Below are 22,248 nucleotides of genomic sequence, written 5' to 3' on the forward strand. Positions count from 1 at the left end.
GTGTACCGACAGGTCAACGCGAGGGCTCGCAGGGATGTCTCGGTGGGCGTGGTGCTCAGGTACCCCCGCGCGATGGGGGTAAACGACGCGGCGCCCGAGGCCGGTCCGGCGGCTGCGTCTCGAAGACGCAGTCGCCGCACACGGTTCCACCGGGCAGCCGATAGAAGAGGCAACAACTGCGGCGCCTGAAGGCCAGGCGCGGGCCGGTGACGACGCCCGATCCGGCCAGCACACCGGTGCTCAGCAGCGCACGGGTCGTTTCGGCGATCTGCAGGTCGAGGTCCGGTCGCGCCGCCAGGAGGGCCCGGGCGGCGCCGACCAGCGCCGACGCCAGGTTGCCCGCCAGCAGCGCGGGCGCCAGCTTGACCCGCAGGCCGGCGGCGAGCGGCTGCATGTGCTCGCGCACCACCGCCCGGTACAGGGTGTCCGGTGAGCGGGCGGGGAACCCGGCCGGCGCGGGCAGCCGCAATTGCGCCCCGTCGCCGGCGCGTTGCAGGTCGCCCAGGTCGGGGACGACGCCGTGGGCCAGCGCGCACGCGAGCACGGGCGACCACAGGCGGGTGGCGTGTCCGAGATGAACCAGCGAGGCGCCGATCCGCAGATCCGTCGTGCGATAGCGCCGGGCGGTGGCCTCGACCAAGTCGGCGAACCCGTCGGCGTAGGACCGCCGGACCGGGTGCCACCCGGCCGCGGTCCCGCCCACGGTCAACGCGAAAAACCCTTGATACGAGGCTATTTCGGCCAGCTCAGCGGAGATGTCCATCGATGCGCAACCAGACCCTTACGGGGAAATCCGCCCCAGTTGTCGTGAGGAAGCGCTGACGGCGAGTGTCTGGCTCTCGGGAGGGCATCCCGGTCACAGTGGCGGGACCGCACCGGATTCACACCGGTTTCCTCAGGCTCCATGGGCCCCGTCAGCGCGTTTCGGTAGCAAATGTTGCCACACGCGCGTGGCTTCGGCGTGTCCGCTTGAGTCGAACAGGTGTTCGGCTACTGTGGGGAACGTTCGGCGAGACAACTTGTCGGTGGCCTTCTCTAGTGTCACGGCCAACCGACCGATACCGGTCACCGAACACACCGAACCATAGGAGAGGCACCATGACGCAAGCCCCCGACCGCGAGAAGGCTCTCGAGCTGGCGATGGCCCAGATCGAAAAGAGCTACGGCAAAGGCTCGGTGATGCGTCTCGGCGACGAGATGCGTCAGCCGATCTCGGTCATCCCGACCGGATCCATCGCACTGGACGTGGCCCTGGGCATCGGCGGCCTGCCCCGCGGCCGGGTCGTGGAGATCTACGGCCCGGAATCCTCGGGTAAGACCACCGTCGCCCTGCACGCGGTGGCCAACGCCCAGGCCGCCGGTGGCGTCGCGGCGTTCATCGACGCCGAGCACGCCCTGGATCCGGACTACGCCAAGAAGCTCGGCGTCGACACCGATTCCCTGTTGGTCAGCCAGCCCGACACGGGGGAGCAGGCCCTCGAGATCGCCGACATGCTGATCCGCTCCGGCGCGCTGGACATCCTGGTCATCGACTCGGTGGCGGCCCTGGTGCCGCGCGCCGAACTCGAGGGCGAGATGGGTGACAGCCACGTCGGGCTGCAGGCCCGGCTGATGAGCCAGGCGCTGCGGAAAATGACTGGCGCGCTGAACAATTCGGGCACCACCGCCATCTTCATCAACCAGTTGCGCGAGAAGATCGGGGTGATGTTCGGCAGCCCCGAAACCACCACGGGTGGAAAGGCTTTGAAGTTCTACGCCTCGGTGCGCATGGACGTGCGCCGGATCGAGACCCTCAAGGACGGTACCAACGCGGTGGGCAACCGCACCCGGGTCAAGGTCGTCAAGAACAAGGTGTCACCGCCGTTCAAGCAGGCCGAGTTCGACATCCTCTACGGCAGGGGGATCAGCCGGGAGGGCTCGCTGATCGACATGGGGGTGGAGCAGGGCTTCATCCGCAAGTCGGGTTCCTGGTTCACCTACGAGGGTGAGCAGCTCGGCCAGGGCAAGGAGAATGCCCGCACCTTCTTGATGGAGAACGCCGACGTGGCCAACGAGATCGAGAAGAAGATCAAGGAAAAGCTTGGCATTGGTGCGGTTGTGACCGATGGCTTGTCCGATGACAGCGTCCTGCCCGCCCCCGTCGATTTCTGAGCCCTCTCGCGAGGAGCAGGCGCGGACCCTGTGCCTGCGCCTGCTCACCGTGAGGGCGCGCACCCGCGCCGAGCTGCACGGCCAACTCGCGAAGCGCGGCTATCCCGAGGACATCAGCGCCGCCGTGCTCGACCGACTCGCAACCGTCGGCTTGGTCGATGACGCCGGCTTCGCCGAACAGTGGGTGCGCTCGCGCCGGGCGAAGGCCGGCAAGAGCAAGCGCGCCCTGGCCGCCGAATTGCACACCAAGGGTGTCGACAAGGACGTGATCGCCTCGGCGCTGTCCGGAATCGACGCCGGCGCCGAACGGGACCGGGCCGAGGAGTTGGTGCGGGCCAAGTTGCGTCGCGAGACGCTGGACGGCGACGACGCGCGGGTGACCCGCCGGCTGGTCGGAATGCTGGCGCGCCGGGGCTACAGCCAGAACCTGGCGTGCGAGGTCGTCCTCGCCGAGCTGGCCGCCGAACGGGACCGCCGCCGGGTCTAGTTGCGGTTTCTCGGGTACCGCCGGGTCGCCGTACCATGGCCCCGTGACTTCGATGGTGGTGCAGGACGCCGCGGGCTCGCCCGACGGCGCCGGTGCGCGCACCTATCAGGTCCGCACCTACGGCTGCCAGATGAACGTCCACGATTCGGAGCGGCTGGCGGGCCTGCTGGAAACGGCCGGTTACCGGCGCGCCCCCGACGGCTCGGATTTTGGGGACGCCGACGTCGTGGTCTTCAACACCTGCGCCGTCCGCGAGAACGCCGACAACAAGCTGTACGGCAACCTCAGCCACCTGGCTCCGCGCAAGCGCGGCAACCCCGAGATGCAGATCGCGGTCGGGGGCTGCCTGGCCCAGAAGGACCGGGACGCGTTGCTGCGCAAGGCGCCCTGGGTCGACGTCGTCTTCGGCACGCACAACATCGGGTCGCTGCCCACGCTGCTCGAACGGGCCCGACACAACAAGACCGCCCAGGTGGAAATCGCCGAGTCGCTGCGGGAGTTTCCCTCCTCGCTGCCAAGCGCACGCGAATCGGCTTACGCCGCTTGGGTTTCCGTCTCGGTCGGATGCAACAACAGCTGCACCTTCTGCATCGTGCCCGCGCTGCGGGGCAAGGAGGTCGACCGCAGCCCGGCCGACATCCTGGCCGAGGTGAGAGCCCTGGTGGACGACGGCGTACTCGAAGTCACGCTGCTGGGTCAGAACGTCAACGCCTACGGGGTGTCCTTCGCCGACGCGGCGCTGCCCCGCGATCGCGGCGCCTTCGCGCGGCTGCTGCGGGCCTGCGGCGACATCGACGGGCTGGAACGCGTGCGGTTCACCTCCCCGCATCCGGCCGAGTTCACCGACGACGTCATCGAGGCCATGGCGCAGACGCCGAATGTCTGCCCCGCCCTGCACATGCCGCTGCAGTCCGGCTCCGACCGGGTGCTGCGCGCCATGCGGCGCTCGTACCGCGCCGAGCGCTACCTCGGCATCATCGACCGCGTCCGCGCGGCCATGCCGCACGCCGCCATCACCACCGACCTGATCGTCGGGTTCCCCGGCGAGACCGAAGAGGACTTCGCCGCCACGCTGGACGTGGTGCGGCAGGCCCGGTTCGCGGCCGCGTTCACCTTCCAGTACTCCAAGCGGCCCGGCACCCTGGCCGCCGAACTCGACGGGCAACTCCCGAAAGCCGTTGTGCAGGAACGCTACGAGCGGCTGGTCGAGCTGCAGGAGCAGATCTCGCTGGAGGGCAATCGCGCGCTGATCGGCCAGACGGTGGAGTTGCTGGTCGCCGCCGGGGAGGGGCGCAAGGACACCCGCACGGCGCGGATGACCGGCCGCGCCCGCGACGGCCGCCTGGTGCACTTCGGCTTGGACAGCTCCGGGGCCGACCGGGTGCGTCCCGGGGACGTCGTCACCGCGGTCCTCACCCAGGCCGCGCCGCACCACCTCATCGCCGACGGCGGCATCCTCAGCCATCGCCGAACCCGCGCGGGCGACGCGCACGCCGCCGGGGAGCGCCCGGGCGGCGTCGGCCTCGGCATGCCCGCCGTCGGACCGCCCCCCGACCCCACAGGACCCCTTGGATGTGCCCGATGATGGAAGAACACCCCGACTTCGACGCCCTACGGACCGAAATCGAGGCCGCCGAACGCCGGGTGGCGCGTGGATTCGACCCGGGCCCACGCGGCTTCGTCGTGGCGATCCTGGTTTTCGTGCTTCTGGGATCGTTCATCCTGCCGCACACCGGCGCGGTGCGGGGCTGGGACGTGTTGTTCAGCAGCCACGGCGCCGGCGCGGCGGCGGTGGCGCTGCCCTCGCGGGTGTTCGCCTGGCTGGCGCTGGTGTTCGGCGTCGGGTTCTCCATGCTGGCTTTGGTGACGCGGCGCTGGGCGCTGGCCTGGATCGCGCTGGCGGGTTCGGCGCTCGCCGGGGCGGCCGGGTTGTTGGCCATCTGGTCGCGCCAGACCGTCGCCGCGGGGCACCCGGGCCCCGGGGTGGGGTTGATCGCGGCGTGGATCGTCGTCCTGACGCTGACCTACCAGTGGGCGCGGGTCGTATGGTCGCGAACGATCGTGCAGCTCGCGGCCGAGGAGCAGCGGCGCCGGGTCGCGGCGCAGCAGCAGTCGAAGACGCTGCTGGAGAGCCTCAACGACGAGCCCGACAGCCCGGACCGGGCGCCCCGGGATCCCGACGCCTAGGGCTTACGCGTCAACGCCTCGGCGGCCGCCTGTGCCCACTGCCGCCACTGCTCGGCGTTGGCCCTGGCCTCCTCGGCCTCTTTCGTGCGGCCCGCCGCGGCGGCCTTCTCCGCCTGCTGCTCGTATTGCTCGGCGCGGACGCGGAACTGCTCGGCGCGGGCCTGCGCCTGGGGATCCGACCAATCGGCCTCGCCCGCGTCACGCACCCTCTTCTCGACGGCACGCAGCCGGCGCTCCAGTTCGGCGGACCGCTCCCGCGGCACCTTGCCGATGGCGTCCCACTTCTCGGCGATCGAGCGCAGCGCCGCCCGGGCCGCGTCGTGGTTGCCGGTGTCGATCTTCTCCGCCTCGGCCAGCAGCGCCTCCTTGGCCGTGGCATTGGCCCGCAGTTCGGCGTCCTTCTCGGCCGTCGCCGCGTTGCGCGCCGTGAAGAACACGTCCTGGGCGGCCTTGAACCTCCGCCACAGCGCGTCGTCGACGTCCCGGGCGGCCCGCCCCGCCGCCTTCCACTCGGTGAGCAGCTTGCGGAATTCGGCGCTGGTGGCGGTCCAGTCCGTCGAATCGGACAACGCCTCCGCGCGTTCGCAGAGTCGCTCCTTGGCCTGCCGGACGCCCATGCGTTCGCGGTCCAGCTCGGCGAAGTGGGACCCCCGCCGCCGGTTGAACGCCTCGCGGGCCGCCGAATAGCGCTTCCACAGCGCGTCGTCGACCTTGCGGTCCAGGCCGCTGATGGTCTTCCACTCGTCGAGGATGGCCCGCAGCCGGTCACCGGCGGCCTTCCACTGCGTCGAGTTCGCGGCCAGCTCCTCGGCCTCGGCGGCCAGCGCCTCCTTGCGCGCGGTCTGGGCGGCGCGATGCTCGTCGCGCCGGGAGCGCTCCTCGGCGACGGCGGTCTCGACCTGGTCGATGAGGCTGGCCAACCGGCCGGCGAGCGCGTCGACGTCGCCGAGCACGGCAGCCGTCGGCAACGTTTCGGCCAGCTCCGAGGCGTGGGCCTTGATCTTGCGGGCGTCCCCGGTTCCCGCCGCGAGCCGCTCCTCCATGAGCGTGACCTCGGTGCTCAGGTCGTCGAAGCGGCGACCGAAGTGGGCGAAGGCGGCTTCGCGGTCCCCGGCCTGCCACGAGCCGACGATGCGCTCGCCGGCCGCGGTGATCAGCCAGACCGTGCCGTCATCATCGACGCGCCCGAACTGATGCGGGTTGCTGCGTGGCGGCGCCGGAATCGGGTGGACGACGGGCCGCGGCGCCGCGCTCGCCGGCCGTGGCCCGGGACGCGGTCCCGGGCGTGGCACCGGGCGTGAAACCGGTTGGGGCACGGGCCCGACCGGGTCCGGTCCCTGGGGTTCGTCAGCCGTCATGCGCTCGTCACCTACCCTTCGCGCGGTCGGAACTCCGCGCACCTGCCGCGCGTAGCGGCACCGTCTGCATCACCTGCGGGGCGGCGCTCGTGGCCTTCCCAACAGCTGCTTAACAGTATTCAAGCAGCTTGTCGGCGCGTCCGCCGCCACCTCAGATCTTGCCGTTCGAGATGCATCGGCGCAGGCGCATCAGGTATCACAGTTGTCCGTAACCCCGACTCGGACGGAGAAACCATGGACAAGGCGGACATCGCCGCTTTGCTCGCGCTGGCGTCCGCGCTCTGCGTCGCGATCGGCGACGTGCTGCAGCAGCGGGCGACCCACCGGATCGCCGACCCGTCGATCGGGCAGCTCCAACTCGTCCGCAAGCTGCTCGGCAACAGGCGGTGGCGGTGGGGCGCCGTGCTGCTCGTGGTCAGCATCGTGTTGCAGGCGGCCGCCCTTGACCAGGGGTCGGTGTTGCTGGTGCAGGCGTTGCTCGTCCTCTCGCTGCTGTTCGCGTTGCCCATCAGCGCCCGGCTCGCCGACCGCGCCGTAACGGCCCGGGAGTGGGCCTGGGCCGTGGTGCTGACCGCCGCGGTGACCGTGATCGTCACGGTCGGCAACCCGCGGGCGGGCCACTCGACCGCGCCGCTGCGGACGTGGGCCATCGTGGCGGGGGTGCTGGCCCCGCTGCTCCTCGGGTGCGTGGTGGCCGCGCGCGTCTGGGGCGGTGCCCTGGCCGCCGCGCTGCTCGCCTTCGTCTCCGGTTCCCTCTGGGCCGTCTTCGCGGTGCTGGCCAAGGGAGTGGTGCATCGGCTCGGCGACGGCGGGTGGGCGGTGGTCCGGACACCCGAGCTTTACGCGTGGCTGCTGATCGCGGTGGCGGGATTCGCCTGGGAGCAGTCGGCGTTTCGTGCCGGCGCCCTGACCGCCTCGATGCCGACGCTGGAGGTGTCCCAGCCGGTCGTGGCGGCGGCGCTGGGCGTCGCCGTCCTCGGCGAGACGCTCGACACCGGTCGCGGAGGAATGCTGGCGCTGGCGGCCGCGGCGCTGGTGATGGCGGCGGCCACCGTCGAACTCGCGCGCGGCGACGCCTCCGCGACGCAGGACAGGATTGCGGCCGGGTTGCCGAACGCCGCAGCGCAACCGGCTTAGCGACGCCGCGGTTAACCGGATCGACGCGTTGCCCACAGCGCATCCTTAGGTTAATGCCGTAAGAACAAAGGGTGATTCGTTGAGCGCGCCGCAGCGTGTGCGACGTCATACAGTTGTTGCTGAACTGATCGCAAATATTGCGTGTATTTGCCCGAGCCCCAGGGAAAGCTGGTCGGGGCAATCGTGAGATGAGGGGTCACTCATGTCGAAGGTTGACGTCGCGGCGTTGATTGCGTTGTGCGCGGCGCTGGCATCCGCGGTCGGCGACGTGATCCGTCAGCGCTCTGCGCAGGAGATCACGGACAAGCAGGTCGGCCACCTGGAGCTGTTCCGCATGTCGCTGAAGGACACCCGGTGGTGGCTGGGAGGCCTCGCGGCGATCATCAACTACAGCCTGCAGGCCGGGGCCCTGGCCTGGGGCTCTGTGGTGTTGGTGACCGCGCTGCAGGTGACGGCGTTGCTGTTCGCGTTGCCGATCTACGCGCGGCTGACGAAGCGCCGGGTCACCCGCTGGGAGTGGGTGTGGGCGGTGGTGCTCGCCGGGGCCCTGGCGGTGGTCATCATCGTCGGTGACCCGGCCTCCGGACATCAGCGCGCGTCGGTCGAGACGTGGGCCATCGTCGCCGCGGTGATGGTGCCGTTGCTGGTGGCGTGCGTGGTGGCCGCGCGGATCTGGTCGGGCAGCCCGTTCGCGGCCGCCCTGCTCGCGGTGGTCGCGGGTTCGGCGCTGGCGTTGTTCGCGGTGCTCACCAAAGGGATCGTCGAGGTCGGCGAGGACGGCCCGCTGGCCGTGCTGACCGCGCCCGAGTTCGTCCCGTGGCTGCTGTTGGCGCTGACCGGGATGATCTTCCAGCAGTCGGCGTTCCGCGCCGGTGCGCTGACGGCCTCCATGCCGACGATGACGGTGGCGAAGCCCGTGGTGGCCGGCCTGCTCGGCATCTTCGTGCTGGGCGAAACGCTGAACGCGGACGGGCCCAAGGCCTTCGTGCTGGTAGCGGCGATCGCCGTGGTGATCGTGGCGACCGTCGCCCTGGCCCGCGGGGAGGCGGCCACCATGGTCGCCGAGGTCGGCCGGGACGACGGGAGCATCACGCCGGACGCGTGGTCGTCCTCGGACGGCGAGGCCGACCCTTTTAACACCGGCCCCGTGGTCGTGGCCGCCGAGGCCTGAGCGCGCGCGTCGGCGAACCATTAGTTTGGTGGCGTGCTCAGCGGGATTGCCATCGTTCCCTCGGCGCCGCTGCTCGTGCCCGAGCTGGCCGGCGGGGCCGCCGCGGAGGTGACCGATCTGGTGGCCGCTGTGCTGGCGGCGGCCGCCCTTCTCCCCGCCCGCTGGATCGTCATCGGCACCGGGGCACGCGACGAAGCGTGGGGGCGGGATGCGGCCGGCACGTTCGCGGGTTTCGGTGTGGACGTCCGGGTCGGGCTTTCCCCGCGCGCCGACACCGCGGCGCCCGCCGACCTGCCGGTGGCCGCGCTGCTGGCCGGCTGGGTGCGCGGCCAGGCCCGCCCCGACGCGACCGCCGAGGCCCGCATCTACCGCACCGACCACGACGCTGAGGCCGCCCTGGCCGAGGGCCGGGCGTTGCGCGCCGAGGTCGACCGGTCAGCCGAGCCGATCGGCGTGCTGGTCGTGGCCGATGGCGCGAACACGTTGACCCCGAGCGCGCCCGGGGGATACGACCCGGCCAACGCCGACGCGCAGCTGGCCCTCGACGACGCGCTGGCGACCGGCGACGTCGCCGCCCTGGCGCGGCTGCCCCGGCAGATCCTGGGCCGCGTCGCCTTCCAGGTGCTGGCCGGGCTGGCCGAGCCGGGACCGCGGTCGGCCAAGGAGCTATACCGGGGGGCGCCCTACGGCGTGGGCTACTTCGCCGGCGCCTGGCAGGTCTGAAGTGACCGCCCGACCGCTGGCGATCATCGGCCCCACCGGAACCGGCAAGTCGCAGCTGGCGCTCGATCTCGCCGAACGGCTCGACGCCGCCGAGATCGTGAACGCCGACGCGATGCAGCTCTATCGCGGCATGGACATCGGCACGGCCAAGCTGCCCGTCGGGCAACGCCGCGGCATCCCGCATCACCAGCTCGACGTGCTGGACGTCAAAGTGACCTCGACGGTCGCCCGTTATCAGCGCGCCGCCGCGGCGGACGTCGAGGCGATCGCGGCCCGCGGCGCCGTTCCGATCATCGTGGGCGGCTCCATGCTTTACATCCAATCGCTGCTCGACGACTGGTCGTTCCCCGCGACCGATCCCGCGGTGCGGGCTCGCTGGGAGCAGCGGATGGCCGAGGTCGGTGTCGGCGGGCTGCACACCGAGCTGGCCCGCCGCGACCCCGCCGCCGCGGCGGCCATCCTGCCGACCGACGCCAGGCGCATCGTGCGGGCGCTCGAAGTCGTCGAGCTGACCGGTCGGCCCTTCGCCGCGTCCGCGCCACGCATCGGCACCCCGAGGTGGAACACTGCGATCATCGGATTGGATTGCGAGACAACGACGTTGGACGAGCGGCTGGCCCGCCGCACCGACGCCATGTTCGACCAGGGCCTCGTTGAGGAGGTCAGCGCGCTGCTCGGTGAGGGCCTGCGCGACGGGGTCACCGCGTCGCGCGCCCTGGGCTACGCGCAGGTGATCGAGGCGCTCGACGCCGGAGGCGGCACCGAGCGGCTGCGGGACGCGCGCGAACAGACCTACGTGGGCACTCGACGCTATGTCCGCCGGCAACGCTCCTGGTTCCGCCGCGACCACCGGGTTCACTGGCTGGACTCTGAAAAAGCGGGGGCGGACGGCGCCCGGCTCGTCGACGAAGCGCTGCAAGCGTGGGGCCACGTATCCTGAGCAGGTGATTCGCGCCGACGACGATGCTGCCGGCGCAGCCGGAGCTGAGGAGTGGCGCGCATGATGTTCGCGAAGGGCCACGGCACCGAGAACGATTTCGTGGTGCTCCCGGATGCGGAGGCCGCGCTCGACCTCGCCCCCGCCCGGGTGGCCGCCCTGTGCGACCGGCGTCGGGGACTGGGCGCCGACGGGGTGCTGCGGGTCACCACCGCCGCGGCGGCTCTGGCGGCCGGCGTGCTGGACCGCCTGCCCGACGGCGTGGCGTCGGCCGACTGGTACATGGACTACCGCAACGCCGACGGCTCCATCGCCCAGATGTGCGGCAACGGCATCCGGGTGTTCGCGCATTACCTGCGAGCCAGCGGCATGGAGTCCCGCGACGAATTCGTGATCGGGTCGCCGGCCGGCCCCCGGCCGATCACCGTGCACCACGCCGGCGCGACGCACGCCGACATCAGCGTCGACATGGGCAAGGCCAACACCCTCGGCCCGGGCAGCGCCCTCGTCGGTGGCCGACGGTTTTCCGGCCTGGCGGTCGACGTCGGCAATCCCCACCTGGCATGCGTGGATCCCGATCTGACCGCCGAGGAACTCGCCGGGCTGGACGTGGCGGCGCCGGTGAGCTTCGACCACGCCCAGTTCCCGGAGGGCGTGAACATCGAACTCGTCACGGCGCCGGCCGACGGCGCGGTCCGGATGCGGGTGCACGAGCGAGGCGTCGGCGAGACCCGCTCCTGCGGCACCGGCACGGTCGCGGCCACGGTGGCCGCGCTGGCCGCCGCCGGTGCGGACACCGGCACACTGAAGGTGCGGGTGCCCGGCGGCGACGTCGTCGTCACCATCACCGACGCCACCAGCTACCTGAGGGGACCGTCGGTTCTCGTGGCACAGGGGGAGATCAGCGGGGAATGGTGGGACGCGCAGCGACGTTAATTCAGGTGCACGACGCCGATCCGCCGTGCATCATTCTGTATTGCCTATGACACATCCTGAATTCTCCAAACCCGCTGTGCCGGAGCCAAGCACCGGCGAACTCGCCCTGGAAGAACGGTCGGCGCTGCGCCGCGTCGCCGGGCTGTCGACCGAACTCGCCGACGTATCCGAAGTCGAGTACCGCCAGCTCCGCCTGGAGCGCGTCGTGCTCGTCGGCGTGTGGACCGACGGCACCGCCGCCGACAGCGAGGCCAGCATGGCCGAGCTGGCCGCCCTGGCCGAGACCGCCGGTTCCCAGGTGCTCGAGGGGCTCATCCAGCGCCGCGACAAGCCCGACCCGTCCACCTACATCGGCTCTGGCAAGGCCCAGGAGCTGCGCGAGGTGGTGCTGGCGACCGGCGCTGACACCGTGATCTGCGACGGTGAGCTGTCCCCGGCGCAGCTCACCGCGCTGGAAAAGGCGGTCAAGGTGAAGGTCATCGACCGCACCGCGCTGATCCTGGACATCTTCGCCCAGCACGCCACCAGCCGGGAGGGCAAGGCGCAGGTGTCGCTGGCCCAGATGGAGTACATGCTGCCGCGGCTGCGCGGCTGGGGTGAATCGATGTCCCGGCAGGCCGGTGGCCGCGCCGGCGGCAGCGGGGGAGGCGTGGGCCTGCGCGGTCCCGGTGAGACCAAGATCGAGACCGACCGCCGCCGCATCCGTGAACGTATGGCGAAGCTGCGCCGCGAGATCAAGGACATGAAGCAGGTCCGCGACACCCAGCGCAGCCGCCGCCGGCAGAGCGACGTCCCGTCGGTCGCGATCGTCGGCTACACCAACGCCGGCAAGTCGAGCCTGCTCAACGCGCTGACCGGGGCCGGGGTGCTGGTGCAGGACGCGTTGTTCGCCACGCTGGAGCCCACCACCCGCCGTGCCGAGTTCACCGACGGTCGCCCGCTGGTGCTCACCGACACCGTCGGGTTCGTCCGGCACCTGCCCACCCAACTCGTCGAGGCGTTCCGCTCCACGCTGGAGGAGGTCGTCGACGCCGACCTGCTCGTGCACGTGGTCGACGGCTCCGACGCCAACCCGCTGGCCCAGATCAACGCGGTGCGCGAGGTGATCTCCGACGTCATCGCAGACCATCACGGCGACCCGCCGCCCGAGCTGCTGGTGGTGAACAAGGTCGACGCCGCGAGCGGCCTCACGCTGGCCGGACTCCGTCACGCCCTGCCCGGCGCCGTGTTCGTCTCGGCCAGGACCGGGGAAGGCATCGAGGCCCTGCGGTGCCGGATGGGCGAGCTGGCCGTCCCCGCCGACACGGCCGTGGATGTGGTGATTCCGTACCACCGCGGCGACCTGGTGGCCCGGCTGCACGCCGACGGGCGCGTGCAGCAGGAGGAGCACAGCCCCGACGGCACCCGGATCAAGGCCCGAGTCCCGGTGGCGTTGGCCGGGCGCCTGCAGGAGTTCTCGGCGGGCTGATCCGCCGGCGCGCCGTGGCCACCCCGCCGGCTGCCGACCAACCGTCTGGTTGGTATATGTTGGGCGACAGAGTTTCGAGTCGCCGGAGGTCATCCACATGGGCAGTGCCGTCAAATACCAGCGCACGCTTTTCGAGCCGGAGCACGACCTGTTCCGCGAGTCCTACCGCGCCTTCCTCGATCGCCACGTCGCGCCGCACCACGACGAATGGGAGAAGGCGAAGATCGTCGACCGCGGCGTGTGGCTCGAGGCCGGCAAGCAGGGCTTCCTCGGTATGGCTGTCCCCGAGGAATACGGCGGCGGAGGCAACCCCGACTTCCGGTACAACACGATCATCACCGAGGAGACCACCTTCGGTCGCTACAGCGGCATCGGCTTCGGGCTGCACAACGACATCGTGGCGCCCTACCTGCTGGCCTTGGCCACCGAGGAGCAGAAGCAGCGCTGGCTGCCGAAGTTCTGCACCGGGGAGCTCATCACCGCCATCGCGATGACCGAGCCGGGAACCGGCAGCGACCTGCAGGGCATCAAGACCCGCGCGGTCGCCCACGGTGACCACTACGTGCTCAACGGCGCAAAGACGTTCATCACCAACGGAATCAACTCCGACTTGGTGATCGTGGTCGCGCAGACCGATCCGGACAAAGGCGCGCAAGGCTTTTCGTTGCTCGTTGTCGAACGCGGCATGGAGGGCTTCGAGCGCGGCCGGCACCTGGACAAGATCGGGCTGGCCGCCCAGGACACCGCCGAGCTGTCCTTCACCGATGTCAAGGTTCCCGCCGAAAACCTGCTGGGGCAGGAGGGCATGGGGTTCATCTACCTGATGCAGAACCTGCCGCAGGAGCGGATCTCGATCGCCATCATGGCGGCCGCCGCGATGGAGCAGGTGCTCGAAGACACGCTGCAATACACCAAGGAGCGCAAGGCGTTTGGCAAGCCGATCGGCAGCTTCCAGAACAGCCGCTTCGTGCTCGCCGAGCTGGCGACCGAGGCCACCGTGGTGCGCATGATGGTCGACGAGTTCATCCGCCTGCACCTGGACAAGAAGCTGACGGCCGAACAGGCGGCCATGGCCAAGTGGTACTCCACCGAGAAGCAGGTGCACCTGATCGACCGTTGTCTGCAACTGCACGGCGGCTACGGCTACATGCGCGAATACCCCGTCGCCCGTGCCTATCTGGACGCGCGGGTGCAGACCATCTACGGCGGCACGACCGAGATCATGAAGGAGATCATCGGCCGCAGCCTCGGCGTCTAGATCCGACAACGGCGATCGCCAAAGGAACGGTCAATTCGCCCGCGGTCGGCAAACGCGGTCAATGCCCGCCTGGCCACCGTTTTTTCGGGTAGATCGCCGGCGAGTTAATGGCTTCACGTACCGTCGGCGCATGTGTTTCGGGGACGCCCGCGCAATGGTGCGCCGCGAAAAGCGCGGCAGGGGCGACGAGCCGGGCCGGCGCGCGCAGGCCCGCGCCCTATTGCGCAGGTGTGCGACCGGTTCGGGAGTCGGCACGATAAGTCCGACGTCACGCGGGCGATGGTGCGGTTCGTCGCGATTCGAGCGTGGCTCGGCATCATTTCGACATCGGCGTGGTATCCGTTTTTGTAATATGCGTGATTTGACTTCGTATTTCTCCTTGGCAGGAGCAAAGTTATGCGAGCCCGGCGATAATGCGGATCGGTGCGGGGCTGTTTCCGCGCGGTCGGAGTGCGGCCCCCTCGCCGGCTGTGCAGCCACGGGCATAGCCGCTGATAGGGCCGTAGCCGTCGGCTGGGAGGCTTGGTGAACGGGCAGAGAGGTCACATGCGCAGGCTGGTCGGGAGTGCGCTGGTCACCTTGACGGCCTTCGCGACCGCCGCCGCCTTGTTGGCGCCTTCCGCGGCGGCGTCTCCCATCGGCGACGCCGAGGCGGCCATGATGGCCGCCTGGGAAAAGGCCGGCGGCGACGGTTCACCGCTGGGCCCGCGGAAGGGCGACGTGTATCCCGCCGGAGACGGTTTCGAGCTGGACTTCGACGGCGGCAAGATGTTCTTCACGCCGGCGACCGGCGCCAAGTTCGTCTACGGGCCGATCCTGGACAAATACGAAATGCTGGGCGGCCCCGCCGGCAGCGATCTGGGCTTCCCCGCGATCAATGAGGTGCCCGGCCTCGCCGGTCCGGACAGCCGGGTGGCCACCTTCTCGGCCAGCGACAAGCCGGTGATCTTCTGGACGCCGGACCACGGCGCGTTCGTGGTGCGCGGCGCGATCAACGCCGCGTGGGACAAGCTGGGTAGCTCGGGTGGCGTGCTCGGCGTCCCGGTCGGCGACGAAACCTACAACGGCGAGGTGTCCGCCCAGAAATTCAGCGGCGGCCAGGTTTCGTGGAACAGGCAGACCAAGCAGTTCACCACCGAGCCAGCGGGTTTGGCCGACCAGTTGAAGGGTTTGCAGGTGGCGATCGACCCCACCGCGGCCATCAACATGGCATGGCGCGCCGCCGGTGGTCCGAACGGGCCGCTGGGGGTCAAGAAGGGCGCGCAGTATCCGATCGGTGGCGACGGGATCGTCCAGGACTTCGCCAACGGCAAGGTGTATTTCAGCCCCGCGACCGGCGCGAACGCCGTCGAGACCAACATCCTGTCCAAGTACGAATCGCTGGGCGGCCCGGCCGGTAGCGATCTCGGTTTCCCCACCGCCAACGAAGCTGACGGCGGGATCCCGTCCAGCCGCGTCGTCACCTTCTCCGGCGCCGACAAACCGGTGATCTTCTGGAGTTCGGAGCACGGCGCGTTCGTGGTGCGCGGCGCCATGAAGGCGGCGTGGGACAAGCTCCGGGGGCCGACGGGCAAGCTGGGTGCGCCCGTCGGCGACCAGTCGGTGGACGGCGACGTGGTCTCCCAGCAGTTCGTCGGCGGCAAGATCTCGTGGAACCGGGCGAAGAACACGTTCAGCACCGACCCGGCCAATCTCGCGCCGTTGCTGTCGGGCCTGCAGGTGTCGGGCCAGAATCAGCCGAGCAGCTCGGCGACGCCCGCGCACCCCAAGAAGTTCGCGTTGCAGTGGTGGTGGCTGCTGGCCGGCATCCCGGTGCTGGTGCTGATCGTCTTGGCCGGGCTGTTGGCCCTCGGTTGGCGCCGGCGGCGCGCCGCGCGTGCCGGTGCCGGCTACGAGCCGCACCGCGACCTCGACCTTGGTTACGAGCCGGTGGGCGACCAGCACTGGGGGCCCGACGACGTCGGCGCCGAACACTTCGACGGGCAGTCCGAGACGCCCGAAGCCGAGGCCGCCGGGCGGGTCAGCTGGCGGCGGCGCGGTGCGGACGAGGGTGGCTACGGGGACGAGGAGCAGGACCCCGACGCGGTGGACACCGACTCCTTCGCCGCGGTCTCACCGACGGCCCTGTCGGAGGCGGGCTATCCCGAAACGGAATCCGGCTATGCCCAACCCGAATACGCCGAATCCGAATACGGCGAAGCGGATTACGCCGAATCCGGTTATCCCGAAGCGGATTACGCCGAGGCCGAGTACGTCGAAGCCGAGTACGCCGAAGCCGAGTACACCGACGACGCGCACGAGTCCGCCCACCCGGAGGCCGCTCGCGGGGACGAGGGGTACGTGGATGCCGAGTACCTCGACGTCGCGGTGCCGCACACGCCGCCGGACGTCGAATACGAGGACGCCGCCCCCGAAGCCGCGGCTCCCGAGCCCGAGTATCCGGATGTGGCCGTGCCGCATGTTCCGGCGGATGTCGCCGAGGCCACTGGTGCCGACGCCGCCGCTGCGGACGACACCCCGCCGGAAGCTACCCCGCCGGAAACCGCCGCGCCGGAGGCCGCCGCCGCGGCCGTCGTCGCATCCGGGCAGCGGGGTGGACGGCACGCGGCCGCCGACGACGAGGACAGCGGCGCGGGGGCAGGCACGCCCGGGCGCCCGACCATCCACCTACCGTTGGACGACCCCTACCAGGTGCCCGACGGATACCCGATCAAGGCAAGCGCCCGCTTCGGGCTGTACTACACACCGGGCAGCGAGCTCTACCACGACACCCTCGCCGAAATCTGGCTGGCCAGCGAAGAAGTCGCGCAGGCCAACGGCTTCGTCAAGGCGGACTGACCCCGCCGGGCTAGACCTTGCGGATCACCGTGACGACCTTGCCCAGCACGGTCGCCTCGTTGCCGGGAATCGGGTCGAATGCCGGGTTGTGCGGCATCAGCCATACCTGACCGCCCGCGCGCTTGAACGTCTTCACGGTGGCTTCCCCGTCGAGCATGGCCGCGACGATGTCGCCGTTGTCGGCGACGTTCTGCTGGCGCACCACCACCCAGTCGCCGTCGCAGATCGCCGCCTCGATCATGGAATCGCCGACGACCTTGAGCAGGAACAGCGTGCCCTCGCCGACCAGCTCGCGCGGCAGCGGGAACACGTCCTCGACCGCCTCCTCGGCGAGGATCGGTCCACCGGCGGCGATGCGCCCGAGGACCGGCACGAAGGTCGGTTCCGGCAGGGCGTCGGAGCCGGCGACGTCGGTTGCCGGCGCCGCCACGTCGTCGTCGGCGCCGCGGACGTCGACCGCCCGCGGACGGTTCGGATCCCGACGCAGGTAACCCTTGCGCTCCAGGGTGCGCAGCTGATGGGCCACGGATGACGTCGACGTCAGGCCGACGGCGTCGCCGATCTCCCGGATGCTCGGCGGGTAGCCGCGGCTGGTGACCGACGCGCGAATGACGTTCAAGATGGTGCGCTGACGTTCGGTCAGCGATGAATCCACGGCGTGCAACCGGCCGCCCGTGCCGGCCGATGGGGTGTCGCTGCTGTCGCTCATGGCACTGAATGTAACCCCAGCGCGCCCAAGAATCAAACATGTGTTCGAGTAGCGTGTCGCCCATCCGCCCGTCGGCGAAAAGCCGCGCCGAAGTCGTGAATCACAAAGGTGTAACTCTTCGGCAGATCGGGTATTTCGATCGCATGTCAGCTCTAGCGGCCACTCACTTGTCGGTGGCGTGGTCTAGCGTTCGACTCGTGCGACACGCTTCGCTCACATGTTCGTATTTCGAACACACGAGCGATACAGTCGAACAGCTGAGCGAATCAAGTTGACCGGAGGAACGCAGATGACAACCATGCACACGCTGGCGCCGCGTACCAGCAGCCCTCGGCGTCCGGTCAACGGACCCGTCCCGGGGCTTCGTTACGGCCGCGACGGGCTGGCCCGGTCCCGCCGCCCCGGCCCCTCGAGGCCGGCGGGCGCGCCCACGCGCTACTACGGCACCGGCCTCGCGGTGTCCGCCGCGCCGCACCGCAAGCGCCCCGTCACGGTGACGACCACGATCTGGCTGGCCCTGGCCGCCGGCGCGATCACGCTGTGGCTGGGCTTGGTCGGCAACGTCGGTCAGGTGCTCAACGGTGACTCCGGCAGCTCGGCCGCGCACGTCCCGGACCGCCTGGCCGTCGTGCGCGTGGAGGCGGGGGAGTCGCTGCAAGACGTGGCTCGCCGGGTGGCGCCGGACGCGCCCGCCCGCCAGGTCGCCGACCGCATCCGCGAACTCAACGACATGAACTCGCCGAACCTGGTCGCGGGCCAGACCTTGATCGCCCCGATCGGCTGACGACCGCCCCGCTAACTGCCGAGCGGCGCCCACCAACCCTTCACTGAGCCATTACCCGCGCAGGTGAGCGCGCGGGTACGCTCGAAGTGCTGCGGTATCAGGTTGACGGCACGGCGAAGGAGCGGTCATGCATTGCCCGTTCTGCCGTCATCCCGATTCCCGGGTGATCGACTCGAGGGAAACCGATGAGGGGCAGGCCATTCGGCGCCGCCGATCATGCCCCGAATGCGGGCGCCGTTTCACCACGGTGGAGACCGCGGTGCTGGCCGTGGTCAAACGCAGCGGAGTCACCGAGCCCTTCAGCAGGGAGAAGGTCATCAGCGGTGTCCGCCGGGCCTGCCAGGGCCGCCAGGTGGACGACGACGCGCTGAACCTGCTGGCCCAGCAGGTCGAGGACACGGTGCGGGCCGCGGGCTCGCCGGAGGTGGCCAGCCATGAGGTCGGCCTGGCCATCCTCGGGCCGCTGCGCGACCTCGACGAGGTGGCGTACCTGCGGTTCGCGTCGGTGTATCGGTCCTTCGAATCCGCAGACGATTTCGAACGCGAGATCCAGGCCCTGCGCGAACACCGCCAGGTCACGACACCGAGCTGACGGCCTTCGTCGCCGGGCTAGTCTCGATTTCATGCCCCCCGACTTGCATCCCGATCTCGCGGCCCTGGCACCGCTGCTGGGCACCTGGGCCGGCCAGGGCGCGGGCGAGTACCCGACCATCGAGCCCTTCGACTATCTCGAAGAGGTCGTGTTCTCCCACGTCGGCAAGCCGTTTCTGGCGTACGCGCAAAAGACGAAGGCGTCGGCCGACGGCAAGCCGTTGCACGCCGAGACCGGCTACCTGCGCGTGCCGCGGCCCGGTCACGTCGAACTGGTGCTGGCCCACCCGAGCGGCATCACCGAGATCGAGGTGGGCACGTACGCGGTTTCCGGCGACGTGATCGAGATCGAGCTGTCCACCACCGACGTCGGACGTACCCCGACCGCCAAAGAGGTGACCGCCCTTGGCCGTTCCTTCCGCATCGACGGCGACGAACTGTCGTATTCGGTGCGGATGGGAGCGGTCGGGCAGCCCTTGCAGCACCACCTCGCCGCGGTGCTGCGCCGGCAGCGCTGAGCGCGTGCTCGGCCGTCAGTCGATGTGCCGCACACCGTCATTGACGACGCGCCCGGCCACTCCCACCCAGCCCTCGGCGTTCCACGTCGTCTCGACGATCGATCCCCGGCCCTGGGTGATGTGCAGGTCGCGGCTGAGGTAGTCGGTGATCCGCATCGCCGCCGAGCCGGTCGCCTCGTCCTCCGGCACGCCGAGGTTCGGGAAGAACCCCCGGGTGCGCAGGGTGCCGCTCTCCCGGTCGGTCCAGGCCCACAGGTAGTGCGCCGTGTCGTCGGGAAAATCTCCCGGATCGGCGGCGAGAAGCGCGGCGGCCGAATCGAATTCGTGCAGGGCCACCTCGGGCGCCCAGTCTGAGCGGGCGCTGACGCCGGTGAGGTCTCCGGCATAGCTCACCTGCACGAGACCGGCCGGCACCTGCAGGGTGTGAATCGGCGTGCCGCTCTCCCGCAGCCACCACGACGCGCCGACGGTGGGGTGCCCGGCGAACGCGAGCTGGACCCGGGGGGTGTAGATGGTGGCATGCGCGGTCGTCGAACCCGCGCCCGGAAGATCGACGAAAACCGTTTCGCTGTAGCCCAATTGAGTCGCCAGCCGTTGCCGGTCGGCGGGCCCGACGTGGGCGGCGTTCACCACCCCGAGCGGATTGCCGAAATTGCCGTCCGCATCGGTGAACACCCGCAACACCGTGACGTCGATCCCCATGCAGCGACTGTACGACCCCGGAGGCGGCCGCATCGACCAAGGTGGTTCAGGTGGCGCTGCGTTCGTCGGAGCCCATCGCGTTGAGCACGGCGACGCGGGTCGGCGCGGGGCCGCTGACGGCCTTCTCGCCGCCGCCGCTGCGCAGTAGCCCCCGCAGGGCGGCCTGATCGTATTCGGCGGGAGCGGTGGAATCGATGAAGCGTTCGACGACGTCGATGAAGCGGGCCGGGTCGTCGTGGAAGGGGAAGTGGCCGGAGCCCTCGAAGATTTCGAGGCGGGAGCCCGGCATCGCGGCGTGCGCCATCCACGCGTGCCGGACGGGCACCACCACATCCTTGGTGCCCCACACGATCTGCACCGGGATGGCTTCGGTCAGGTAGCAGCGATCGAGCATGGTGACGATCTGCCCGCGCCAGTCCACCACCGCGCGCAGGGTGCGACTGAAGGCCGCCGAGGCCGTGGGCTCCGGCAGGTCGTCGAGGATCCGCAGGACATTTGGCAGGTCGCGGCCCAGGCCGGTCGATCCGATCGCCAGGCCGGCTATCCGTCCCGCCAGCTGCACGGCCGGCAGCACGAGCGGGAGCCGCAGCAGGGCGAGGGCCTCGCTGCCCATCGGCAGCGACGCGAGCCGGAGCGCGACGTTGACGTCCTTGGTGACGCCGCCGGCGGCGACCAGGATGAGCCGGTCCACCAAATGCGGGAACTGGTAGGCGAATTGCATGGCCACGCCGCCGCCCAGTGAATGTCCGACGACCGTGACCCGCTCGATGTCGAGCACGCTGAGCAGGTCACGCATCCCGTTCGCGTAGGCGGCGACGGAGTAGTCGGCGCGCGGTTTGTCGGATCGCCCGTGGCCGAGCAGGTCCGGGGCGATGACCGTGAACCGCTGAGCGAGCTTGGCCTGCACGGTGTTCCAGGTGGTGGAGTTGTCCCCGATGCCGTGAACCAACAGGATCGCCGGGCCGTCACCGGCGATCCGGTAGGCCCGCTTGTAGCCGTGGATGGTGCGGAACTCCAGCCGGGGCGCCGCGACCTCACGCACCGGGCGGAGAGTGCTCTTGCGCTTCCGCTCGGTCATCTCGCCAACCTTCGGGTCGGGCCCAGGGCCGTGTGGAAAGGTCAGGCCTGGTCGTCGTCGCCGCGCTTCTTCTCCGCCTCCTGGGCGAGGAATCGCTCGAACTCGGCTCCAAGCTCGTCGCCGCTAGGCAGGTCCTCGTCGCGCGTTAGTAACGACCTGTTCTCCTGAGCGTCGATGAAGGCATCGTACTGGCGCTCGAGCGCGGTCACCACTTGAGCAACCTCCGCGCTCGCCTCGACCTGCTCGTCGATCTTGGTCCGGATCACCGCCGCCGCTTCGGTCAACGCCGTCAGCGGTAGCTCGAGCGACGCGATCTTGGCCACTTGCTCGAGCAACGCCTCGGCGGCGGCCGGGTAGTCGGTCTGCGTCAGGTAGTGCGGGACGTGCACGGTGTAGCCGACGACCTCGTGGCCGTGCTGGGCCATCCGGTATTCGAGCAGGTTGGACGCGCTGCCGGGAACCTGGATCTCGGAGATCCACGGGGTGAACTCGGCGATCAACTCGGGGTTGTTCGAGTGCGCGGTCATCGTGATCGGCCGGGTGTGGGGAACCGCCATCGGGACGGTGCCCAGGCCGATGGTCTGGCGCACGTTCAGGCGCTCGGCCAGCAGGCGCACGGCGGTGATGAAGCGCTCCCACTTCAGATCGGGTTCCATCCCGGCGAGCAGCAGAAACGGGGTGCCGATGGTGTCACGCAACGCGTACAAGCTCAGTTCCGGCTCGTCGTAGTTCGTGAAGTGATCGGTCTTGAACGTCATCAGCGGCCGCCGCGACCGGTAATCCAGCAATTCGTCGATGGCGAAGGACGCGACCAGCTCGGTGTCCAGCGCCGCCTTCAGATGCGACGAGGCCAGCCGGATCGCGTGACCGGCGTCCGAGAAACCCTCCAGCGCGTGCACCAGCACCGGGCCCCGGCCGTCCGACGTCGACAACTGCGGCGCAGGCAGCTCTAGCTCGTACATTCCGGCCTGTCCGGGCTGGTAGTGCTGCTCCTGCGGGTCCTGACTAGCCATCGGGATCGCCTCCTCTCGAGGGTCCATCCAGGGTGCCCTACCAGTGTCCCCCGAATCGGGGGGCACCAAAATCAAACGGCGGTGTGAAGTTCGCGTTTAATCCTTCAGCGAACACGCCGGTCGGCGGTGCCCCCGAGTCGGGTGGCCCCCGACGCGTCGGAATCTGCTCGGTGCGCTGGTGTCAGGCATGATGATTCCGATG

21 protein-coding genes and 1 riboswitch are annotated in these 22,248 nt (G+C 70.0%); of the genes, 15 read left to right on the plus strand and 6 right to left on the minus strand.

The window, feature by feature from the left end:
* Positions 1–55: 55 nt before the first annotated feature.
* Positions 56–763, minus strand: coding sequence for a (2Fe-2S)-binding protein (locus tag A5701_RS00485; protein WP_082954986.1), 708 nt, complete (start codon positions 761–763; stop codon positions 56–58).
* A 42-nt stretch (positions 764–805) separates the two neighbouring features.
* A riboswitch (cobalamin riboswitch) is annotated at positions 806–931 on the minus strand.
* A 167-nt stretch (positions 932–1,098) separates the two neighbouring features.
* On the opposite strand from A5701_RS00485, the gene recA reads away from it, so the two are divergent.
* The 4 genes from recA to A5701_RS00505 are packed head-to-tail and all read left to right on the plus strand — an operon-like array spanning position 1,099 to position 4,825.
* Entirely contained in the window at positions 1,099–2,151 is a 1,053-nt protein-coding gene (recA, locus tag A5701_RS00490) for a recombinase RecA (RefSeq protein WP_067747318.1), read from the plus strand.
* Complete coding sequence (gene recX, locus A5701_RS00495) at positions 2,117–2,638, plus strand: recombination regulator RecX (protein WP_067747320.1); 522 nt, start codon at positions 2,117–2,119, stop codon at positions 2,636–2,638. Before recA ends, recX begins: the two co-directional genes overlap by 35 nt.
* Before the next feature lie 52 nt (positions 2,639–2,690).
* A complete protein-coding gene (gene miaB, locus A5701_RS00500) occupies positions 2,691–4,223 on the plus strand; it encodes a tRNA (N6-isopentenyl adenosine(37)-C2)-methylthiotransferase MiaB (RefSeq protein WP_067747322.1) in 1,533 nt (510 codons plus the stop codon).
* Positions 4,211–4,825, plus strand: a complete 615-nt coding sequence (locus A5701_RS00505; protein WP_156669850.1) for a hypothetical protein — start codon at positions 4,211–4,213, stop codon at positions 4,823–4,825. Before miaB ends, A5701_RS00505 begins: the two co-directional genes overlap by 13 nt.
* Here the strand turns inward: A5701_RS00505 and A5701_RS00510 are convergent.
* Positions 4,822–6,183 (minus strand): DUF349 domain-containing protein, encoded by a 1,362-nt coding sequence (locus A5701_RS00510; RefSeq protein WP_067747324.1) that lies wholly within the window; start codon positions 6,181–6,183, stop codon positions 4,822–4,824. The two genes, A5701_RS00505 and A5701_RS00510, sit on opposite strands and share 4 nt — an antisense overlap.
* 234 nt (positions 6,184–6,417) lie before the next feature.
* On the opposite strand from A5701_RS00510, the gene A5701_RS00515 reads away from it, so the two are divergent.
* The 8 genes from A5701_RS00515 to A5701_RS00550 all read left to right on the plus strand — a co-directional run bounded on the left by A5701_RS00515 (position 6,418) and on the right by A5701_RS00550 (position 16,651).
* Positions 6,418–7,320, plus strand: coding sequence for a DMT family transporter (locus A5701_RS00515; protein WP_067747326.1), 903 nt, complete (start codon positions 6,418–6,420; stop codon positions 7,318–7,320).
* Between the two features lie 202 nt (positions 7,321–7,522).
* Positions 7,523–8,491, plus strand: a complete 969-nt coding sequence (locus A5701_RS00520; protein WP_067747329.1) for a DMT family transporter — start codon at positions 7,523–7,525, stop codon at positions 8,489–8,491.
* A gap of 33 nt (positions 8,492–8,524) precedes the next feature.
* Complete coding sequence (locus tag A5701_RS00525; RefSeq protein WP_067747331.1) at positions 8,525–9,214, plus strand: hypothetical protein; 690 nt, start codon at positions 8,525–8,527, stop codon at positions 9,212–9,214.
* 1 nt (position 9,215) lies between these two features.
* Positions 9,216–10,154, plus strand: coding sequence for a tRNA (adenosine(37)-N6)-dimethylallyltransferase MiaA (gene miaA, locus A5701_RS00530; protein WP_067747337.1), 939 nt, complete (start codon positions 9,216–9,218; stop codon positions 10,152–10,154).
* 60 nt (positions 10,155–10,214) lie between these two features.
* Positions 10,215–11,087, plus strand: coding sequence for a diaminopimelate epimerase (gene dapF / locus A5701_RS00535; protein WP_067747392.1), 873 nt, complete (start codon positions 10,215–10,217; stop codon positions 11,085–11,087).
* Between the two features lie 46 nt (positions 11,088–11,133).
* Positions 11,134–12,555, plus strand: a complete 1,422-nt coding sequence (hflX, locus tag A5701_RS00540) for a GTPase HflX (protein ID WP_067747339.1) — start codon at positions 11,134–11,136, stop codon at positions 12,553–12,555.
* Positions 12,556–12,652: 97 nt separating this feature from the next.
* On the plus strand, positions 12,653–13,813 hold the full coding sequence (locus A5701_RS00545; RefSeq protein ID WP_067747341.1) for an acyl-CoA dehydrogenase family protein: 1,161 nt from the start codon (positions 12,653–12,655) through the stop codon (positions 13,811–13,813).
* A 546-nt stretch (positions 13,814–14,359) separates the two neighbouring features.
* Complete coding sequence (locus A5701_RS00550) at positions 14,360–16,651, plus strand: LGFP repeat-containing protein (RefSeq protein ID WP_067747343.1); 2,292 nt, start codon at positions 14,360–14,362, stop codon at positions 16,649–16,651.
* 10 nt (positions 16,652–16,661) lie between these two features.
* Here A5701_RS00550 and lexA read toward each other — a convergent pair whose 3' ends face one another.
* Positions 16,662–17,360 (minus strand): transcriptional repressor LexA, encoded by a 699-nt coding sequence (gene lexA, locus A5701_RS00555; RefSeq protein ID WP_067747345.1) that lies wholly within the window; start codon positions 17,358–17,360, stop codon positions 16,662–16,664.
* 289 nt (positions 17,361–17,649) lie between these two features.
* Between lexA and A5701_RS00560 the strand changes: the two genes are divergently transcribed.
* The 3 genes from A5701_RS00560 (at position 17,650) to A5701_RS00570 (ending at position 19,253) form a co-directional block, all read left to right on the plus strand.
* Entirely contained in the window at positions 17,650–18,144 is a 495-nt protein-coding gene (locus A5701_RS00560; protein WP_067747348.1) for a LysM peptidoglycan-binding domain-containing protein, read from the plus strand.
* A gap of 127 nt (positions 18,145–18,271) precedes the next feature.
* Positions 18,272–18,736: a transcriptional regulator NrdR gene (gene nrdR / locus A5701_RS00565; RefSeq protein ID WP_046184812.1), complete on the plus strand. Its 465-nt coding sequence runs from the start codon at positions 18,272–18,274 to the stop codon at positions 18,734–18,736.
* 31 nt (positions 18,737–18,767) lie between these two features.
* Positions 18,768–19,253: a peroxynitrite isomerase gene (locus tag A5701_RS00570; RefSeq protein WP_067747350.1), complete on the plus strand. Its 486-nt coding sequence runs from the start codon at positions 18,768–18,770 to the stop codon at positions 19,251–19,253.
* A 15-nt stretch (positions 19,254–19,268) separates the two neighbouring features.
* Here A5701_RS00570 and A5701_RS00575 read toward each other — a convergent pair whose 3' ends face one another.
* Genes A5701_RS00575 through A5701_RS00585 form a run of 3 tightly spaced genes read right to left on the minus strand, consistent with a single transcriptional unit; the run spans position 19,269 to position 22,046 of the window.
* Positions 19,269–19,955 (minus strand): PhzF family phenazine biosynthesis protein, encoded by a 687-nt coding sequence (locus A5701_RS00575; RefSeq protein WP_067747352.1) that lies wholly within the window; start codon positions 19,953–19,955, stop codon positions 19,269–19,271.
* A 46-nt stretch (positions 19,956–20,001) separates the two neighbouring features.
* A complete protein-coding gene (locus tag A5701_RS00580; RefSeq protein WP_067747377.1) occupies positions 20,002–21,033 on the minus strand; it encodes an alpha/beta fold hydrolase in 1,032 nt (343 codons plus the stop codon).
* Positions 21,034–21,074: 41 nt separating this feature from the next.
* Complete coding sequence (locus A5701_RS00585; RefSeq protein WP_067747394.1) at positions 21,075–22,046, minus strand: proteasome assembly chaperone family protein; 972 nt, start codon at positions 22,044–22,046, stop codon at positions 21,075–21,077.
* Between the last annotated feature and the right edge of the window lie 202 nt (positions 22,047–22,248).

It is taken from the genome of Mycobacterium sp. E3305 (assembly GCF_001666785.1).
Classification (GTDB): domain Bacteria; phylum Actinomycetota; class Actinomycetes; order Mycobacteriales; family Mycobacteriaceae; genus Mycobacterium.

What these genes read in the sequence shown, in the direction of transcription:
- nrdR (WP_046184812.1), top strand. Translation starts at nt 18,272, where the DNA reads ATGCATTGCCCGTTCTGCCGTCATCCCGATTCCCGGGTGATCGACTCG.
- hflX (WP_067747339.1), top strand. Translation starts at nt 11,134, where the DNA reads ATGACACATCCTGAATTCTCCAAACCCGCTGTGCCGGAGCCAAGCACC.
- A5701_RS00510 (WP_067747324.1), bottom strand. Translation starts at nt 6,183, where the DNA reads ATGACGGCTGACGAACCCCAGGGACCGGACCCGGTCGGGCCCGTGCCC.
- A5701_RS00485 (WP_082954986.1), bottom strand. Translation starts at nt 763, where the DNA reads ATGGACATCTCCGCTGAGCTGGCCGAAATAGCCTCGTATCAAGGGTTT.
- A5701_RS00515 (WP_067747326.1), top strand. Translation starts at nt 6,418, where the DNA reads ATGGACAAGGCGGACATCGCCGCTTTGCTCGCGCTGGCGTCCGCGCTC.
- A5701_RS00585 (WP_067747394.1), bottom strand. Translation starts at nt 22,046, where the DNA reads ATGGCTAGTCAGGACCCGCAGGAGCAGCACTACCAGCCCGGACAGGCC.
- A5701_RS00575 (WP_067747352.1), bottom strand. Translation starts at nt 19,955, where the DNA reads ATGGGGATCGACGTCACGGTGTTGCGGGTGTTCACCGATGCGGACGGC.
- miaB (WP_067747322.1), top strand. Translation starts at nt 2,691, where the DNA reads ATGGTGGTGCAGGACGCCGCGGGCTCGCCCGACGGCGCCGGTGCGCGC.
- A5701_RS00520 (WP_067747329.1), top strand. Translation starts at nt 7,523, where the DNA reads ATGTCGAAGGTTGACGTCGCGGCGTTGATTGCGTTGTGCGCGGCGCTG.
- A5701_RS00560 (WP_067747348.1), top strand. Translation starts at nt 17,650, where the DNA reads ATGACAACCATGCACACGCTGGCGCCGCGTACCAGCAGCCCTCGGCGT.
- A5701_RS00505 (WP_156669850.1), top strand. Translation starts at nt 4,211, where the DNA reads ATGTGCCCGATGATGGAAGAACACCCCGACTTCGACGCCCTACGGACC.
- A5701_RS00550 (WP_067747343.1), top strand. Translation starts at nt 14,360, where the DNA reads ATGCGCAGGCTGGTCGGGAGTGCGCTGGTCACCTTGACGGCCTTCGCG.
- A5701_RS00570 (WP_067747350.1), top strand. Translation starts at nt 18,768, where the DNA reads ATGCCCCCCGACTTGCATCCCGATCTCGCGGCCCTGGCACCGCTGCTG.
- A5701_RS00580 (WP_067747377.1), bottom strand. Translation starts at nt 21,033, where the DNA reads ATGACCGAGCGGAAGCGCAAGAGCACTCTCCGCCCGGTGCGTGAGGTC.
- dapF (WP_067747392.1), top strand. Translation starts at nt 10,215, where the DNA reads ATGATGTTCGCGAAGGGCCACGGCACCGAGAACGATTTCGTGGTGCTC.
- recA (WP_067747318.1), top strand. Translation starts at nt 1,099, where the DNA reads ATGACGCAAGCCCCCGACCGCGAGAAGGCTCTCGAGCTGGCGATGGCC.
- A5701_RS00545 (WP_067747341.1), top strand. Translation starts at nt 12,653, where the DNA reads ATGGGCAGTGCCGTCAAATACCAGCGCACGCTTTTCGAGCCGGAGCAC.
- lexA (WP_067747345.1), bottom strand. Translation starts at nt 17,360, where the DNA reads ATGAGCGACAGCAGCGACACCCCATCGGCCGGCACGGGCGGCCGGTTG.
- recX (WP_067747320.1), top strand. Translation starts at nt 2,117, where the DNA reads ATGACAGCGTCCTGCCCGCCCCCGTCGATTTCTGAGCCCTCTCGCGAG.